13 protein-coding genes are annotated in these 16,682 nt (G+C 68.1%); 6 read left to right on the plus strand and 7 right to left on the minus strand.

Going from position 1 to position 16,682, the window contains the following annotated elements; genetic code table 11:
- Nucleotides 1–66: 66 nt before the first annotated feature.
- Nucleotides 67–1,989: a translational GTPase TypA gene (typA, locus tag DEJ30_RS08895; protein WP_110860555.1), complete on the minus strand. Its 1,923-nt coding sequence runs from the start codon at nucleotides 1,987–1,989 to the stop codon at nucleotides 67–69.
- A 121-nt stretch (nucleotides 1,990–2,110) separates the two neighbouring features.
- On the opposite strand from typA, the gene DEJ30_RS08900 reads away from it, so the two are divergent.
- From DEJ30_RS08900 to DEJ30_RS08910, 3 genes are all read left to right on the plus strand, one after another.
- Entirely contained in the window at nucleotides 2,111–2,860 is a 750-nt protein-coding gene (locus DEJ30_RS08900) for a CPBP family intramembrane glutamic endopeptidase (protein WP_110860558.1), read from the plus strand.
- A gap of 119 nt (nucleotides 2,861–2,979) precedes the next feature.
- Nucleotides 2,980–3,459 (plus strand): peroxiredoxin, encoded by a 480-nt coding sequence (locus tag DEJ30_RS08905; RefSeq protein ID WP_110860560.1) that lies wholly within the window; start codon nucleotides 2,980–2,982, stop codon nucleotides 3,457–3,459.
- A gap of 193 nt (nucleotides 3,460–3,652) precedes the next feature.
- Complete coding sequence (locus tag DEJ30_RS08910; protein WP_181420067.1) at nucleotides 3,653–4,204, plus strand: PH domain-containing protein; 552 nt, start codon at nucleotides 3,653–3,655, stop codon at nucleotides 4,202–4,204.
- Nucleotides 4,205–4,343: 139 nt separating this feature from the next.
- On the opposite strand, the gene DEJ30_RS08915 is transcribed toward DEJ30_RS08910, so the two are convergent.
- Nucleotides 4,344–6,062 (minus strand): ABC transporter family substrate-binding protein, encoded by a 1,719-nt coding sequence (locus DEJ30_RS08915; RefSeq protein WP_110860564.1) that lies wholly within the window; start codon nucleotides 6,060–6,062, stop codon nucleotides 4,344–4,346.
- Between the two features lie 256 nt (nucleotides 6,063–6,318).
- Here DEJ30_RS08915 and DEJ30_RS08920 point away from each other — a divergent pair, with 256 nt between their 5' ends.
- From DEJ30_RS08920 to DEJ30_RS08930, 3 genes are read left to right on the plus strand one after another with little or no spacing between them, the layout of a single operon-like run.
- Nucleotides 6,319–7,299: an ABC transporter permease gene (locus DEJ30_RS08920; protein WP_110860566.1), complete on the plus strand. Its 981-nt coding sequence runs from the start codon at nucleotides 6,319–6,321 to the stop codon at nucleotides 7,297–7,299.
- Between the two features lie 3 nt (nucleotides 7,300–7,302).
- Complete coding sequence (locus DEJ30_RS08925; RefSeq protein ID WP_110860568.1) at nucleotides 7,303–8,241, plus strand: ABC transporter permease; 939 nt, start codon at nucleotides 7,303–7,305, stop codon at nucleotides 8,239–8,241.
- Nucleotides 8,234–10,378 (plus strand): dipeptide ABC transporter ATP-binding protein, encoded by a 2,145-nt coding sequence (locus tag DEJ30_RS08930; protein WP_110860570.1) that lies wholly within the window; start codon nucleotides 8,234–8,236, stop codon nucleotides 10,376–10,378. Before DEJ30_RS08925 ends, DEJ30_RS08930 begins: the two co-directional genes overlap by 8 nt.
- A gap of 105 nt (nucleotides 10,379–10,483) precedes the next feature.
- Here DEJ30_RS08930 and DEJ30_RS08935 read toward each other — a convergent pair whose 3' ends face one another.
- From DEJ30_RS08935 to DEJ30_RS08955, 5 genes are all read right to left on the minus strand, one after another.
- On the minus strand, nucleotides 10,484–10,990 hold the full coding sequence (locus DEJ30_RS08935) for a PH domain-containing protein (protein WP_110860573.1): 507 nt from the start codon (nucleotides 10,988–10,990) through the stop codon (nucleotides 10,484–10,486).
- A gap of 62 nt (nucleotides 10,991–11,052) precedes the next feature.
- Nucleotides 11,053–12,795, minus strand: a complete 1,743-nt coding sequence (locus tag DEJ30_RS08940) for an ABC transporter ATP-binding protein (RefSeq protein WP_110860575.1) — start codon at nucleotides 12,793–12,795, stop codon at nucleotides 11,053–11,055.
- Nucleotides 12,792–13,742 (minus strand): ABC transporter permease, encoded by a 951-nt coding sequence (locus DEJ30_RS08945; RefSeq protein ID WP_110860577.1) that lies wholly within the window; start codon nucleotides 13,740–13,742, stop codon nucleotides 12,792–12,794. Before DEJ30_RS08945 ends, DEJ30_RS08940 begins: the two co-directional genes overlap by 4 nt.
- Nucleotides 13,732–14,661: an ABC transporter permease gene (locus DEJ30_RS08950; RefSeq protein WP_110860579.1), complete on the minus strand. Its 930-nt coding sequence runs from the start codon at nucleotides 14,659–14,661 to the stop codon at nucleotides 13,732–13,734. The genes DEJ30_RS08945 and DEJ30_RS08950 overlap by 11 nt, the downstream gene beginning before the upstream one ends.
- Before the next feature lie 223 nt (nucleotides 14,662–14,884).
- Nucleotides 14,885–16,513, minus strand: coding sequence for an ABC transporter substrate-binding protein (locus DEJ30_RS08955; RefSeq protein WP_110860581.1), 1,629 nt, complete (start codon nucleotides 16,511–16,513; stop codon nucleotides 14,885–14,887).
- Nucleotides 16,514–16,682: the final 169 nt, after the last annotated feature.

A 16,682-nucleotide genomic window follows, 5' to 3' on the forward strand; every position in this document is an offset into this window, starting at 1 on the left:
CCTGCTGCAGGTGACCGGGCCGTCGGACGGAGGACGGGCCTCCGCGGGTGTTGCGCGTGCTGGTGCCTACGCGTCCTGACGCTTCAGACGGGCGTAGGAGCGCTGGCGGGCCTGCGCGTCGAGCTCGACCTTGCGGATGCGGACGGCGTCGGGGGTGACCTCGACGCACTCGTCCTCGCGCGCGAACTCCAGGCACTCCTCGAGGGAGAGCTGGCGCGACGGCGTCATCGACTCGAAGGAGTCGGCGTTCGCCGAACGCATGTTCGTGAGCTTCTTCTCCTTCGTGATGTTGACGTCCATGTCGTCGGCGCGCGAGTTCTCGCCGATGACCATGCCCTCGTAGACCTCTTCGGTCGGGTTGACGAAGAACGTCATCCGCTCCTGGAGGTTCGTGATGGCGAACGGCGTGACGACACCCGAACGGTCGGACACGATCGAGCCGTTGATGCGGGTCTGGATCGAGCCGGCCCACTCGTCGTAGCCGTGCGAGATCGCGTTGGCGATGCCGGTACCGCGGGTCTCGGTCAGGAACGACGTGCGGAAGCCGATCAGGCCACGCGACGGGACGATGAACTCCATGCGCACCCAGCCGGTGCCGTGGTTCGTCATGTTCTCCATGCGGCCCTTGCGAGCGGCCATGAGCTGCGTGATCGCGCCGAGGTACTCCTCCGGCGTGTCGATCGTCATGTGCTCGTACGGCTCCAGCAGCTTGCCGTTGTCGTCACGCTTCGTGACCACCTGGGGCTTGCCGACGGTGAGCTCGAAGCCCTCACGACGCATCTGCTCGACGAGGATGGCCAGTGCGAGCTCGCCGCGACCCTGGACCTCCCACGCGTCCGGACGACCGATGTCGAGGACCTTGAGCGAGACGTTGCCGATGAGCTCGCGGTCGAGGCGCTCCTTGACCATGCGGGCGGTCAGCTTGTGGCCCTTGACCTTGCCGACGAGCGGGCTGGTGTTCGTGCCGATCGTCATCGAGATCGCCGGGTCGTCGACCGTGATGGTCGGCAGCGGACGGACGTCCTCGGGGTCGGACAGGGTCTCACCGATGGTGATCGTGTCGAAACCGGCGACCGCGACGATGTCACCGGGGCCGGCCGACTCGGCCGGGTAGCGCTCGAGCGCCTTGGTGATGAGGAGCTCGGTGATGCGGGCGTTGACGACGGTGCCGTCGTGCTTGACCCACGCGACCGTCTGACCCTTCTTCATCGTGCCGTGGAAGATGCGCAGCAGCGCGAGGCGACCGAGGAACGGCGACGCGTCGAGGTTGGTGACGTGGGCCTGCAGCGGGTGCTGGTCGTCGTACTTCGGCGCCGGCACGTGCTGCAGGATGGCTTCGAACAGGGGCTCGAGATCGTCGTTGTCGGGCAGCTCGCCGTCGTTCGGCTTGTTGCGCGACGCGGCACCGTTGCGGCCCGAGGCGTAGACCACGGGGACGTCGAGGATCGCGTCGAGGTCGAGGTCGTCGACCTCGTCCGACAGGTCCGAGGCCAGGCCGAGGAGCAGGTCCTGCGACTCGGAGACGACCTCGTCGATGCGGGAGTCGGGGCGGTCCGTCTTGTTGACGAGCAGGATCACCGGGAGCTTCGCTGCGAGGGCCTTGCGGAGCACGAAGCGGGTCTGGGGCAGCGGGCCCTCGGACGCGTCGACGAGCAGGACGACACCGTCGACCATGGACAGGCCGCGCTCGACCTCGCCACCGAAGTCGGCGTGGCCGGGGGTGTCGATCACGTTGATGGTGATGGGACCGCCCGCGCCGAACTCACTGGCGTGCTTGCCGTTGTAGAGCACCGACGTGTTCTTCGCGAGGATCGTGATGCCCTTCTCGCGCTCGAGGTCGTTCGAGTCCATCATCCGGTCTTCGCCCTCGAAGTGGGCGTCGAACGAGTTGGTCTGCGTGAGCATCGCGTCGACGAGGGTGGTCTTGCCGTGGTCGACGTGTGCCACGATGGCGACGTTGCGCAGGTCGGACCGGGTGGCGAGCGCCATACAGGACATCCTTCAATTTCTGGGAGAGTGTCGGGCCAGTGTTTTCACAGCACCGCACCCGTGGGCAGAACGCCCGACACGCCAGTCTACCGGTAGTTCGCAAGCGACAGGAGTACAGCGCATGAGCCGTCGGCGAACGTGGGTCGAGATCACCATCGTCCTGCTGCTCTCGCTCGGTGCCAGCGCCCTCTACTCGATCCTGCAGATCATCGACGACCTGTCGCAGACGACCCCGCTCGGCGAGCAGTCGACGGCCCTGAACACCTCGTCGACGACGGTGCAGTACGTCGACCTCGCCCGGCAGCTCCTCGGCATCGCGGTGGACCTGGCCCCGGTCGCGCTCGTCTGCTACCTGCTGTGGAGCACGTCGCGGCCGCACCTCGGCCGGCTCGGGATCGACCGGTTCCGGGCGAAGCCGGACCTGGGTGGCCCGGCGCTCATCGCCCTGTGCATCGGGATCCCGGGGCTGGCGCTGTACTTCACGGGGCGGGCGCTCGGCATCACGGTCGCGGTCGACCCCGCCGCGCTCAACTCCTACTGGTGGACGGTCCCGGTCCTGCTGCTGTCCGCGATCCGCTCGGGCCTGCAGGAAGAGGTGATCGTGATCGGGTACCTCTACGCCCGACTCGGCGACCTGGGCTGGGGCCGCTGGCAGATGATCCTGTCGACCGCCCTGCTGCGCGGCAGCTACCACCTGTACCAGGGGTTCGGGGCGTTCATCGGCAACGCGGTGATGGGCATCGTGTTCGGCTGGATCTACACGAGGTGGGGCCGGCTCCTGCCACTCGTCATCACGCACGCCCTGCTCGACGCGGTGGTCTTCGTCGGGTACCCCTGGGTGGCGCACGCGTTCCCGCAGATGTTCTCGTAGACCACGGCAGCGGCGCGTCGACGCGCCACTGGCCGTTCAGCGCGTCACGGAGCGCATCCACAGCCCCCGCACAGCGCGCCGAGGGGCAACCCCCGCCGGGCCGCCCTACCGTTGGACCCATGAGCATCCCCGCGATCGGCGAGTCCGCCCCGTCGTTCACCCTGCCGGGGATGGTCGTGCGCGGCGGCGTCCGCACCGACGACGAGTACGACCTGTCCGCCGAGATCGGCCGGACCGTGGTGCTGGCCTTCTACCCGGGCGACGCGACGGCGGTCTGCACGGCCCAGCTCTGCAGCTACCAGGCCGAACTCGACGAGTTCACCGACCTCGGCGCGACCGTGTGGGGCATCAGCCCGCAGGCACTCGACTCGCACGAGGGGTTCGCCCGCGGGTCCTCGCTCGCGTTCCCGCTGCTCAGCGACACCGCGGGTTCGGCGATCCGCGCATACGGGGTGCAGGCACCGGGCATCGGCCTGCGCCGATCGGTCTTCGTGATCGGCCCCGACGGCGTGGTCCGGTGGCGGCACATCGGCCTGGTCGGCCTGCGGTTCCCGAAGGCCGAGACCATCCGCGAACAGATCGAACTACTCGTTTCGTGACCGTCGGCGTGGGAGTCCACTGAGTGCGCCGAGATGGGGTATTGACACCCAAACTGGGGGCGACGACCATGGACGGCACGAGGGTCCGTCCAGGATCTGCCTCCCCGGGGAATCGGGTCGTCCGGAGATACGCGCCGGTGTGTCACACCCGCTCCCCGGGCGTCTCCGGGGAGGCATCTCGTACCCTCGTCCGGTGCCCATCACCATCGTCGCCCCCGGCCTGCGCGCCCTCGCCGTCGTCCTCTGGGTCGTGGCCGTCGTGCTCGTCCCGCTGGCCCTGCTCGGCGGCGGCGCCCCCTTGCTCGTGCCGATCCCGAGCATCGCCGTCGCGTTCGTCGCGTGGGCGGCGCTGTGGCGTCCCCGGATCGAGCTGACGCCCGAGCACCTGCGCATCGTGGACGTCCGGCGGACCAGCACCTACACCTGGTCACGCATCGGCGAGGTGCGCACGAAGTACGGCATCGAGGTGGTCACCAGCGAGGGCGTCCGTCGCGTCTGGATCGCGACCCGCCCGACGGCGCGTCTCGCCGCGCACACCGGTGACCAGCCGGGAGGCCCGGATCGCCTGGACGTCGACGCTGCGGCCGCGCGGATGCTGGCCCACGTGCCCGCCCCGGCCGAGCAGGACGGCCCGCCCCCGTCGACCGTGACGGCTGCGCCGATCACGCACCGCACCCACGGCTGGACGATCCTGGCGATGGTCGTGCTCGGGGTCGCGGCGTCGCTGGCAGCGGCACGGTTCTAGCGGTCGCGCAGCTCTGGTCGCCGTGCCGGTCGGACGGTAGGCCGACGCAGGACGACACCCCCGACGTCGTGCGACGTCGGGGGTGTCGTTCGTGAACGGTGTCGTTCGTGCGCGCTGTCGTTCGTGCGCGCGGTGCCGACTACTTCGTGTAGCCGACGTCCTGCCACTTGACCGAGGACTGCTGGAACTGCGCCGGACCGTAGTTCACCAGGTCCTTGCGCACGCCCCAGGCGTACGGCTCGGCGAACAGCGGGATGGTGCCGGCGACCGCGACGATCTTCTTGTCGATGGCCTGCGCGTCCTTGATGCGGGCATCCGGGTCGAGCTCGCCGTTCGCCTTGTCCCAGGCGGCACCGAGCGAGTCGTCCGTCACGCCGGTGTAGTTCTGGCCGGCGTCGGCGGGGTAGTAGATCGACTTCAGCGACGAGATCGGGAACGGCGTGCCCTGCCACGCGAAGTACGTGGCGTCGAAGTCACGGGTCGTCGTGGTGATGTACTTCGTGAAGAAGTCGTCGGTGGGCACGGTGTCGATGGTCACCTTGAAGCCGGCGAGCTTGGTCTGCTGCTGCACGAGCTGCGCGACGTTCGCCGAGTTCGGGTTGTCCGACGGGATCACGAAGCGGACGTCGAGCTCCTTGCCGCCCTTGGTCGCGTAGCCGTCCGAGCCGATCTTCCAACCGGCGTCCTCGAGCTTCGACTTCGCCTTGTCGGTGCTGTAGCCGTAGACGCTCGACACGTCGTCCTGGTAGCCCTGCTGACCGGGCAGGTACGTCAGGTTGTTGAGCACGTCACCCGGGCTCTTCACCGGGGACAGGATCGCCTGGGCGAGCACCTTGCGGTTGATCGCCTGCGCGAACGCCTGGCGCACGTCCTGGTCCTTGAAGACGTCCGACGTGCCGTTCAGCGTGATCTGCCGCTGCGTGGTGCCGAGCGACCGCTCGATCTTCGAGTCGGAGCGCGAGTTCGCCGTCTTGAGGTTGTCAGCGCTGCCGTTCAGGTTGAAGGCGTCGAGCTCCTTGTTGCCGTACGCCTGGGCGACACCGTCACGGGAGACCGTCTTGAAGACGATCGTGTCGAGCTTGCCCTCGTCGCCCCACCACTTCGGGTTCTTCTCGAAGGTCACGACGCCACCGTTGGCGTCGAAGGACTTCAGGATGTACGGGCCACCGGAGACGTAGGTCGTGCCGTCGGCGGCGTACGGTCCCTTGGCCCAGGCCTTGTTGAAGTGGTCCGGGGTGTCGACGGCCCAGTACGGGTAGATCGCTGTGAAGACCGACGCCCAGTCGGCGTTGGTCTTCGAGAACGTCATGATGACGTCACGCTCGTCGGAGCCCTGTCTGACCGAGTCCACGTCCTCCCACACGTTGGTGGCGAGGGGCGCGAAGGCCTCGTTCGTGCCGTTCAGCGCCTTCCAGTTCGCGATGACGTCCTTCGCGCTGATCGGGGTGCCGTCCGACCACACGGCCTTCGGGTTGATCTTGATCTCGACGGTCTGGGGCGAGTCCTTGGTCAGCTCGATGGAGTCGACGAAGTCCTTGTTCGCCTCCCACTCGCCGTTCTCCTTGAACTGGATGAAGCTCGGCAGGTAGGTCTGCGAGATGGTGGTGTCGTCGACCGTCCCCGAGTCCAGGTTGAGCAGCTGCCAGTTCGCCGGAGCGGTGTCGATCGGCAGGGTGATCGACCCGCCGTCCTTGACGTCAGCGCGGTCCGCGACGGTCCAGCCGGTCGACTTCAGCGACGACTCGGCGACCGCGGAGCTGCTGTTGCCAGCCTGTCCGCCGCCGGAGCAGCCCGCCAGCACGACGGCGGCAGCCGCAGCGGTGGCGAGGACGGCGATGCCCTTGATCCTCTTTCGCATGGCGAGGATTCCCTTCCCTTGTGGTTCGCGCAGATCGCGCTGGACCGCGTACGGCCCCCGCCGTCGCGTCTGTTGGTTGAGAACCCTAGCCACATCCGAAGGCGGCACAAGGGTCTGTGCGACGAATCGAAACACGCTCGTAACGAATGTTGCATAGCGTCACTTCCGTTGTCCCACCCGGTCGCCCGAACGGCTAGCCTGTCGCCACCGACAACGCCGTCCGGTCGGACGGCCGCACCCAGAGGTCACGAACCACATGCTCGCCTTCATCGCAAAGCGGATCGTCAACTACATCGTCCTGACGATCGTGGCGACCACGCTCGGGTACATCCTCGCCAGCACGACGCTCAACCCGGCCGCCCGGTTCCTGGGGCGCAACCCGGCCGTGCCGCAGGGCACCATCGAGGCGTCGCTCCGCAAGCTCGGTGCCGATCCGGGTACCCCGCTCCTCGTCCGCACCTGGGACTGGTGGGTCGGCCTGGTGACGCACGGCTCGCTCGGCATGAGCACCCGCGGCACCGAGGTGACGGCCGACATCATCGCCCGCTCCGGCACGAGCCTGCGGCTGCTCGTGATCGGCACACTGCTCGGCGCGATCCTCGGGGTACTGCTCGGCGTCTGGAACGCGGTCCGGCAGTACCGCACCTCCGACCAGGTGTCGACGTACCTGTCGTTCGCGGTGCTCGCCACCCCGACCTTCGTCATCGCGGTCGTGCTGATGATCCTCGCGACCTCGCTCAACCAGGGCGTCGGGACGCAGGTGATCCGGTTCACCGGCGAGTACACGCCGGGGGTGACCGGGTTCTTCCCGGTGCTCGGCGACCGGCTCGTGCACCTGTTGTTACCGACGATCTCGCTGACCATCGGCGCCGTCGCCACGTACTCGCGCTACCAGCGCTCAGCGATGCTCGACGTGCTGTCGAACGACTTCATCCGCACCGCACGGTCGAAGGGCCGCACCCGCGGGTCGGCGATCATGCGCCACGGTGTGCGGGTCGCCCTCATCCCGATGTCGACCTTCTTCGCGTACTCGTTCGGACTCATCCTGACCGGCGCGAGCATCACCGAGCTGGTCTTCAGTTGGCACGGCATGGGCGAGTACTTCGTCCAGAGCATCAGCAACAACGACATCAACGCGGCATCGGGCACGATCCTCTTCACGGCGATCCTCGTGCTCATCGCAGGGACCCTCGCGGACCTGCTGTACGCCGCGCTCGACCCGCGAGTGAGGGTGTGACCCGTGTCTGTTCTCGACCCCACGACCACGACCACCGCCGGTGACCCCGGCGACGGCGACGCCGGTACGCCGGCGCACGTCATCGAGGTGAAGGGCGGCCGCACCCCGCTCTGGCGCAAGGTGTTCGGCACCTGGCGCGCGCGCATCGGCGGCAGCGCACTGCTCCTCATCATCCTCTGGGCGTTCCTCGGCCCGTACCTGTACCACTGGAACGCCGTCGACTCCGACGGGCTGGCGTTCGGCATGCCGCCGAGCGCCGCGCACTGGTTCGGCACGAACGACATCGGCCAGGACATCTACGCGCAGACCCTGGTCGGCCTGCAGAAGTCGCTGCTCATCGGCCTGATCGCCGGTCCGGCAGCGACCCTGATCGCCGGCGTCGTCGGCGCGATCGCAGGGTACTTCGGCGGCGTCACCGACCGGCTGCTCGTGTGGGTCATCGACCTGCTGCTCGTGATCCCGTCGTTCTACGCGCTCGTGCTGCTCAGCCCGGTGTTCAAGAACCTGACGTGGGTGGCCCTCATCGTCGGCCTCGCGGTGTTCAGCTGGATGGTGATGGCCCGGGTGATCCGCGGTCAGACGATGTCGCTGCGCGAACGCGACTACGTCAAGGCCGCCCGGTTCATGGGCGTCCCGGCGTTCACGATCATCCGGCGGCACATCCTGCCGAACGTGGCGTCGCTGCTCATCATCGACGCCACGCTCGGCGTCGGCGCCGCGATCCTGGCGGAGAGCTCGCTGAGCTTCTTCGGCTTCGGCATCCAGATCCCCGACGTCTCGCTCGGCACCCTGCTCGCCGCCGGCAGCCAGTCCGCCGTCACCCGCCCGTGGCTCTTCGTCCTGCCCGCCGCGACGCTGGTCGCGACCGTGCTCTCGACCAGCCTGCTCGGCGACGCCCTGCGCGACGCCATCGACCCCACCTCCGGAGCCAACCGTGACTGAGCCGCTGCTCACCGTGTCCGACCTGTCGGTCACGTTCAACCCGAAGACCAAGCCCGTCTACGCGGTCCGGGGTGTCGACTACTCGGTGGCTCCCGGCGAGTTCCTCGGCATCGTCGGCGAATCGGGTTCCGGCAAGTCGGTGTCCTCGATGGCCGTGATGGGCCTGCTGCCGTCGTCCGCCCAGGTGCAGGGCAGCATCCGGTTCGACGGACAGGAGCTCGTCGGCAGGAACGACCGCGAGATGTCGGCGCTGCGCGGTCGTGACATCGCGATGGTGTTCCAGGACCCGCTGTCCGCCCTGACGCCGGTGTACACGATCGGCCAGCAGATCATCGAGGGCCTGCGCCTGCACGACCGCTCCCTCACCCAGCACGCCGCACGCACCCGCGCCGAGGAACTCCTGCGCATCGTCGGCATCCCGAACCCGGCTCGACGACTCGACGCGTTCCCGCACGAGTTCTCCGGCGGCATGCGACAGCGGGCGATGATCGCCATCGCCATCGCGAACGACCCGAAGCTGATCATCGCGGACGAACCCACCACCGCGCTCGACGTGACGATCCAGGCGCAGATCCTCGACGTGCTGCAGACCGCCAAGGACATGACCGGTGCGGCCGTCGTGCTCATCACGCACGACCTCGGCGTCGTCGCCGGCAACGCCGACCGCGTGGCCGTGATGTATGCCGGCCGGATCGTCGAGACGGCGCCGGTGCTCCCCTTGTTCCGCGAGCCGGTGATGCCGTACACGATCGGGCTGCTCCGCTCGATGCCGAACATGACGTCCGCCCGCACCGAGCGGCTCGTCCCGCTCGACGGCCGCCCGCCCCTGCTCACCCAGAAGCCGACGGGCTGCCCGTTCGCCGACCGCTGCCCCGCCGTCATCGACGCCTGCCGCGACGGCGAGCCCGCCCTCGTCGCTCCGTCGGTGCCGCAGAGCGCCGACAACCCGGTGCTGACCGGCGCCGTCACGACGATCGGCAACGGCACGCTGCTCGACGACCACACCGCCGCGTGCATCCGTCGCGACGAGATCGCCGCGGGCACCCTCGAGCGCTCGGAGATCTTCCCCCGCCCCGAGGACGTCCCCGAGGCGGCCGTCGACCACGGCGACGACGTCGTGCTCGAGCTGCAGGACGTCGTCAAGACGTTCCCGCTCACCAAGGGCGCGCTGTTCCGCCGGCAGATCGGCGAGGTGCACGCGGTCGACGGCATCTCCCTGACGCTCAAGCGCGGGCAGGTGCTCGGCCTGGTCGGCGAGTCCGGCTGCGGCAAGACGACCACCATCATGGAGATCCTCGAGCTCGCCGGTGCCCAGCACGGCACCATCCGGGTGAACGGCGTCGACACCGCCTCGCTGTCCAAGAAGGACCGCCTGGCACTGCGCCGCGACATCCAGGTCGTGTTCCAGGACCCGATGGCGTCGATCGACCCCCGGCTCGACATCGGCTCGGTGATCGGTGAACCCCTCACCGTGCACGGCGTGGCGAAGGACGAGATCCGCCGGCGGGTGCGCGAGGTGCTCGAGCTGGTCGGGCTCGAGCCGAGCTACATCGACCGGTACCCGCACGAGTTCTCGGGTGGCCAGCGGCAGCGCATCGGCATCGCCCGTGCGCTCATCGTCGAGCCGAAGATCCTGGTGCTCGACGAGCCGGTCTCCGCGCTCGACGTCTCCGTGCAGGCCGGTGTGATCAACCTGCTCGAGGACCTCAAGCACCGCCTCGGGCTGTCGTACCTGTTCGTGGCGCACGACCTGTCCGTGGTCCGGCACATCGCCGACGACGTCGCGGTCATGTACCTCGGCCGCATCGTCGAGTACGGCGACGGCGACGCCGTGTTCTCGGACCCGCAGCACCCGTACACCCGGGCCCTGCTGTCCGCGGTGCCGGTGCCGGACCCCATGGCCGAGGCCGCCCGCGGGCGCATCCTGCTCGACGGCGACCTGCCCTCCCCCACGGAGCGCATCGCCGGTTGCCGGTTCCGCACGCGCTGCCCGCTCTACCAGCTCCTCGACGAGGGCCGGCAGGAGCAGTGCCGCACGATCGACCCGGGTCTCGAGCCCGTGCACGGCCGCGGTGTCGCCTGCATCCAGACCGACCAGGAGCACCTGCTCACCGAGCGGGTCGGCGCGGTCGTCTGACGTCGCTGGTCACGCCGTGGACGTGACCAGCAGACGGACGGGAGGCCCGGAGCACGTCGTGCGCCGGGCCTCCCGTCCGTCCTGTGGTCGCGATCGCGAGCCGTATCAGGCTCCCAGCCACAGGCTGAGCAGCGAGGCGGCGAGCAGCGCCAGCGCGGCTGCACCGACCGCCAGGGCCGGCACGTCCCAGCCACGCACGGCGTCGCCGGCACCGGCGCGCTCGCGGTGCTCGGACCAGCGGTCGAGCAGCACCGTCATCTCGTCGGGCTGTCGCAGGACGGCCCGCTCGCCGCGCCGGGCCGGTTTCGGCCGCGGCAGCGACGGCCCGCCCCAGCACTGCACCTTCCGGCCGGCGACCGTCTCGATCACGATCTGCCAGCGGAGCCGCACGTCGGCGACGGCGTGCCACGGCACCACGGTGCGGCGCAGCGGGTTGACCACGGTGACCGCGCGCTCGTCGATGACGATGCACGGGCGGTAGGTCAGGACCCAGAGCGCCCAGACGAGCACGGCGATCGGGCCGGCGGCGCGGAGGAACACGTCCCAGCTCCCCCGGAACGCCGCATCGCCGAGCAGGAACAGACCCAGGACGGCGACGAGGCCGGACGCCACCGCGCCCCCGCGACCAGCGCGGAGGACGACGGGGCGTCCGGCCTCGTTCGTGTCCAGGTGGATCAGCGTCCGAACTCGAACCCGGCGCCGGGGATGGCGGCCAGGAGGTCCTTCGTGTACTGCTCCTTCGGGGCGGCGAAGACCTCGTCGGTCGTCGCCTTCTCGACGATCTGCCCACGGCGCATGACGCAGACGTTGTCCGCGACGAGGCGGACGACCGCGAGGTCGTGCGTGATGAACAGGTACGTCAATCCGAGCTCGGTCTGCAGCTCGGTGAGCAGATCGAGGATCTGACCCTGCACGAGCACGTCGAGCGCGGAGACGGCCTCGTCGAGGACGATGACCTCCGGCTTGAGCGCCAGCGCGCGAGCGACGGCGATGCGCTGTCGCTGACCACCGGACAGTTCGTTCGGGTAGCGGTTCACCATCGACTTCGGCAGCGCGACCTGGTCGAGCAGCTCGAGCACCCGGGCGCGACGCGAGGCCTTGTCGCCCACCTTGTGCGTGGCGAGCGGCTCGGCGATCGTGTTCCCGACGTTGTACATCGGGTCCAGGGAGCCGTACGGGTCCTGGAACACCGGCTGCACGCGGCGGCGGAAGTCGAAGAGGTCCTTGCCCTTCAGCGCGCCGATGTCGATGCCGTCGAACTGCACGGTGCCGCTCGTGATGCTCTCGAGCTGCAGGACGAGCTTCGCGACGGTCGACTTGCCCGAACCGGACTCGCCGACGAGCGCCGTGGTGGTGCCCTTCTGGATCGAGAACGACACGTCGTCGACGGCCTTGAGCTCGCGCGTGGCGCGGTTCTTGCCGCGCAGCTTGTAGACCTTCTCGAGGTTCTTCACCACGATGAGGTCCTCGGTCGGACGGTGCTCGCGCTCCTGGGCCCGGTGGATCAGCTCGGCGTCGTCGTTGCCGGCGTCGGCGATGTCGACCCGCTGGTGCTGCACCTTCGACTGGATGCGGCGGCTGGCCAGCGACGGGGCCGCCGCGACGAGACGCTGCGTGTACGGGTGCTGCGGGTTGGCCAGGATCTCCTTCGAGGGACCGGCCTCGACGACCTGGCCCTTGTACATCACGACGAGCTTCTCGGCACGCTCGGCGGCGAGTCCGAGGTCGTGCGTGATGAACAGCACCGAGGTGCCGAAGTCGCGCGTCAGGGTCTCGAGGTGATCGAGGATGACGCGCTGGACGGTGACGTCGAGCGCACTCGTCGGCTCGTCGGCGATGAGCAGCTGCGGGCGGCTCGACAGGCCGATGCCGATGAGCACGCGCTGCCGCATGCCGCCGGAGAACTCGTGCGGGTACTGCTTCAGACGGGTCGACGCGTCGCCGAGGCCGGCTTCCTGCAGGACCTCGACGGCACGGTCACGGACGGCCTTCTTGCCGGTCGCCATGCCGTTCGCACGGATCGCCTCTTCCACCTGGAAGCCGATCGACCACAGCGGGTTGAGGTTCGACATCGGGTCCTGGGGGACGTAGCCGATCTCCTTCCCGCGGATCTCCGACATCTCCTTGTCGCTCAGACCGACGAGCTCACGCCCGTTGAACTTGATCGAGCCACCGGTGACCTGACCGGTACCGGGGAGCAGCTTGATGATCGCCTGGGCGCTCGTCGACTTGCCGGAACCGGACTCGCCGACGATGGCCAGGCGCTCGCCCTGCTCGAGGGTGAGGTCGACGCCGCGGACGGCCTGCACGAGGCCACTCTGGGTCTTGAAACCGACCTGCAGGTCGCGGATCTCGAGCAGCGGGGCACCGGAACCGCCGGTGCGGCTGCTGTTCGGCTGGGTCAGTGTCTCGCTCATCGGCGGGCCCTCGCCTTCGGGTCGAGCGCATCGCGCACCACGTCACCGAGGAGCAGGAACGCGAGCACGGTGATGGACAGGGCGGCGGACGGCCAGAAGATCGTCGCCGGGTTGGTCCGGATCGAGGTCTGGGCCGTACCGATGTCGAGGCCCCAGCTGAGCGCCGACGGCGGCAGACCGATACCGAGGAACGACAGCGTGGCCTCGGCGACGATGAACGTGCCGAGGGACACCGTCGCGACGACGATGACCGGAGCCAGCGAGTTCGGGATGACGTGGCGGACCAGTGTCTTGAAGCGGCTGACGCCGAGGGCAGCGGAAGCCATCACGTAGTCCGACTGCTTGGCGCTGAGCACGGCACCACGCATGATGCGGGCGATCTGCGGCCAGGCGAAGGCAGCGAGGACGAGCGCGACGGTGATGGCGTTCCGGGCGGGGATCACCGACATGATCACGATCGCGCCGAGGATGGTCGGGATCGAGAAGAAGATGTCCGCGATCCGGGACACGATCGTGTCGAGCCAGCCACCGTAGAAGCCGGCCAGCGAACCGATGATGATGCCGACGAGCGACACCAGGACCGTCGCGACGATGCCGACGATGACCGAGTTCTGTGCGCCCCAGATCACGCGGGCGTAGACGTCGTAGCCCTGGCGGGTGTAGCCGAGCGGGTGCCCGGGGCGCGCGCCCTCGTCACTGAAGTCGAGGTTCGACGCCCGCGGGTCGACGTGCGTGAAGAGCCCGGGGAAGATCGCGACGACGACGATGAGCAGGATCAGGACCGAGGAGATCCAGAACGTCGGTCGGGTCCGCATGGACTCCCACGCGTCCGTCCACAGCGATCGGGTCTTCTCGTCCTCGTTGACCTGGTCGACCGCCTGCAGGGGGGTCTCCTCGATCGGGGCGACGTAGTGCGTCGCCGAACGGGGTGCGGCGTTACTTGGCATAGCGGATCCTCGGGTCCAGGACGGCGTAGAGCAGGTCGACCAGGAGGTTGGCGAGCATGAAGATGATGACCATCACGGCGACGAAGGACACGACCGTGGGGCCCTCGCCGAGCTTGACGGCGCGGAACACCGTGCCGCCGACGCCGTTGATGTTGAAGATGCCCTCGGTGACGACCGCGCCGACCATCAGGTTGCCGATGTCGACACCCAGGTAGGTCACCACGGGGATGAGCGAGTTGCGGAAGATGTGCACGCCGACGACACGACGACGCGGCAGGCCCTTCGCGGTGGCGGTCCGCACGAAGTCGGCGCTGGTGTTCTCGGCGACGCTCGCTCGGGTCAGACGAACGATGTAGGCGAACGAGACCGAGGCGAGCACGATCGCCGGCAGCACGAGCTCCGACCACGGTGCGTCACCGGACACCGTGACCCGGAACAGGCCGAGCTTGATGCCGAACACGTACTGCAGGACGAACCCGACGACGAAGGTCGGCACCGAGATGAGCAGCAGCGACACGACGAGTGCGGTGGCGTCGAACAGCTTGCCCTTGCGCAGACCGGCGATGACACCGACGACGATGCCGGCGACGGCCTCGAAGACGAGCGCCAGGATGGCCAGTCGAGCCGTGATCGGGAAGGCCTGGGCGAGCTGCGAGCTGACCGGCTGGCCCGAGTACGTCAGGCCGAGGTCACCGCGGAACACGCCACCGATCCAGAGCAGGTACTGGATGATGAACGGCTTGTCGAGGTTGTACTGCTGTCGCAGCGTCTCGATGACCTGCGGCGACGGCTGGCGGTCGCCGAACAGCGCGGCGATCGGGTCGCCGGGCAGCGAGAAGACCATGAAGTAGATGAGGAACGTGGCCCCGAAGAACACGGGGATGAGTTGCAGGAGGCGCTTGCCGAGGTACCAGAGCATCAGATCACTGCCCGGTCCGGAGCGATGTCGATCAGGTTCATTGTGGTGAGGGGTGGACGGTCCGAGGGTCGGCACGGATGTCCGGTGCGGGAGGGCGCCCGCGGTGTGGGGAAGGTCTTACCGCCGCGGTACGGGGGTTCGGGGACCGTGTGGTCCCCGAACCCCCGTCCGGTGGTCGCGAGGCAGGATACCTGCTCGCGTGGTGGTCTCTACGAGACCAGTGTTACTTCTTGACCTCGATGTCGTAGTACAGCGGCACCGAGTTCCAGCCGAACTTCACGTTCGACACGTTGTCCGCGTTCCAGACACCGGTCACGTTGGAGTACCAGAGCGGGATCTCGGGCAGGTCCTCGAACAGGAGTTCCTGTGCCTGGTCGAAGATCTTGTTGCCCTCTTCGACGGTCGCAGCCGAACGGCCCTCGGCGAGGAGGTCGTTGTACTCCTTGGAGTCGTACCGCGAGTAGTTGTTCGACGAGCCCTCACCCATGGTCGGGCCGAGGAAGTTGTACAGCGACGGGTAGTCGGCCTGCCAACCGGTGCGGCTGCCGCCCGTGAGCTTGTCGTTCGTCTGGAGGTCCAGGGCTTCCTGGAACGTCGGGATCGCGTTGCCCTCGGCCTTGATGCCGAGCGTGTTCGAGATCGAGTTCGTGACCGCGGTCACCCAGGCCTCGTGGCCACCATCGGCGTTGTACGTGATGGTGAGGGTGTCGTCGTACTTCGAGATCTTGTCGGCCTCGGCCCAGAGCTTCTTGGCCTCGGACTTGTTGAACTCGAGGACGTCAGCGCCCTTGAGGTCGTCGCTCCAGCCGTCGATCACCGGGGAGGTGAAGTCCTTGGCCGGGGTGCGGGTGCCGTCGAAGATCTTGTCGGTGATCTGCTTGCGGTTGATCGCCATCGACACGGCCTCGCGGCGGAGCTTGCCCTCTTCACCCTTCCAGTGGTCGAGGTAGTAGGGCAGGTAGATCGCCTGGAAGATCGCAGCGGCCTGGTTGACGTTCGAGTCCGGGAAGTCGGACTTGTAGGTCGCGAAGGCTGCGTCCGGCACGGCGTCGAGGACGTCGAGGTTGCCGCCCTGGGCGTCGGAGTACGCGGTGTCCTGCGAGGTGTAGAACGTGATCGTCAGACCACCGTTCTTCGGCTTGCGCTTGCCCTCGTAGTCCTTGTTGGTGACGAGCTTGATGGACTGGTTGTGGGTCCAGGCGCTCTTGCCGTCGAGCTTGTACGGACCGTTGCCGATCGGGTTCTCGCCGAACGCCTTGGTGTCGTCGTAGAACGCCGAGGGCAGCGGCACGAACGCCGAGTAACCGAGCGACAGCGGGAAGTCCGACTGCGCCGACTTCAGCGTGACGGTGAACTCGTCGTCGTCGACGACCTTGAGACCGGTCAGCTTCGAGTCCTTCTCGGCGTCGTAGCCCTCGATGTTCTCGAAGAAGTAGCTCGCGCCCTGGGCGTTCGACTTCTGCGCAGCCCAGTCCCAAGCCTTGGTGAACGACTCGGCCGTGACCTTCTCGCCGTTGGTGAAGGTGTAGTTCGTGTTGAGCGTGATGTCGAAGGTCTTCGAGTCATCGGTCTTGATGCTCTTCGCGACCTCGTTGACCGGCTTGCCGTCGGCGTCGTACGAGACGAGGCCTTCGAAGAGCGAGTCGATGATCTTGCCGCCACCGGTCTCGGTGGTGTTCGACGGGATCAGCGGGTTCTGCGGCTCGCTGCCGTTCGTGGTGACGATCCCGGACGCGTTCGCCGAACCCGAGTCACCGCCGTTCGACGAGCTGTTGCTGGAGCAGGCGGTCAGGGCGAGTGCTGTGGCCCCGAGCACGGCGAGGGCTGAGAGCCCGGCGCGCTTCTTGATCAAGGTTCCTCCTGGTGCATGGGACGCGCAAGGGCACAGCGGTGTCACCCGGGCGCGTTTGACCTTTGCACTGTAGGCAAGGTGAACAGCGGCGTCCAAACCCTGGGGCGAACGGTTACACGCCGGTAACCAACTTGCACGATCGTTGCGAGAAGATGCAAGATTTGCGCGC

The sequence above is a fragment of the Curtobacterium sp. MCPF17_003 genome (assembly GCF_003224385.1).
GTDB classification, from domain to species: domain Bacteria; phylum Actinomycetota; class Actinomycetes; order Actinomycetales; family Microbacteriaceae; genus Curtobacterium; species Curtobacterium flaccumfaciens.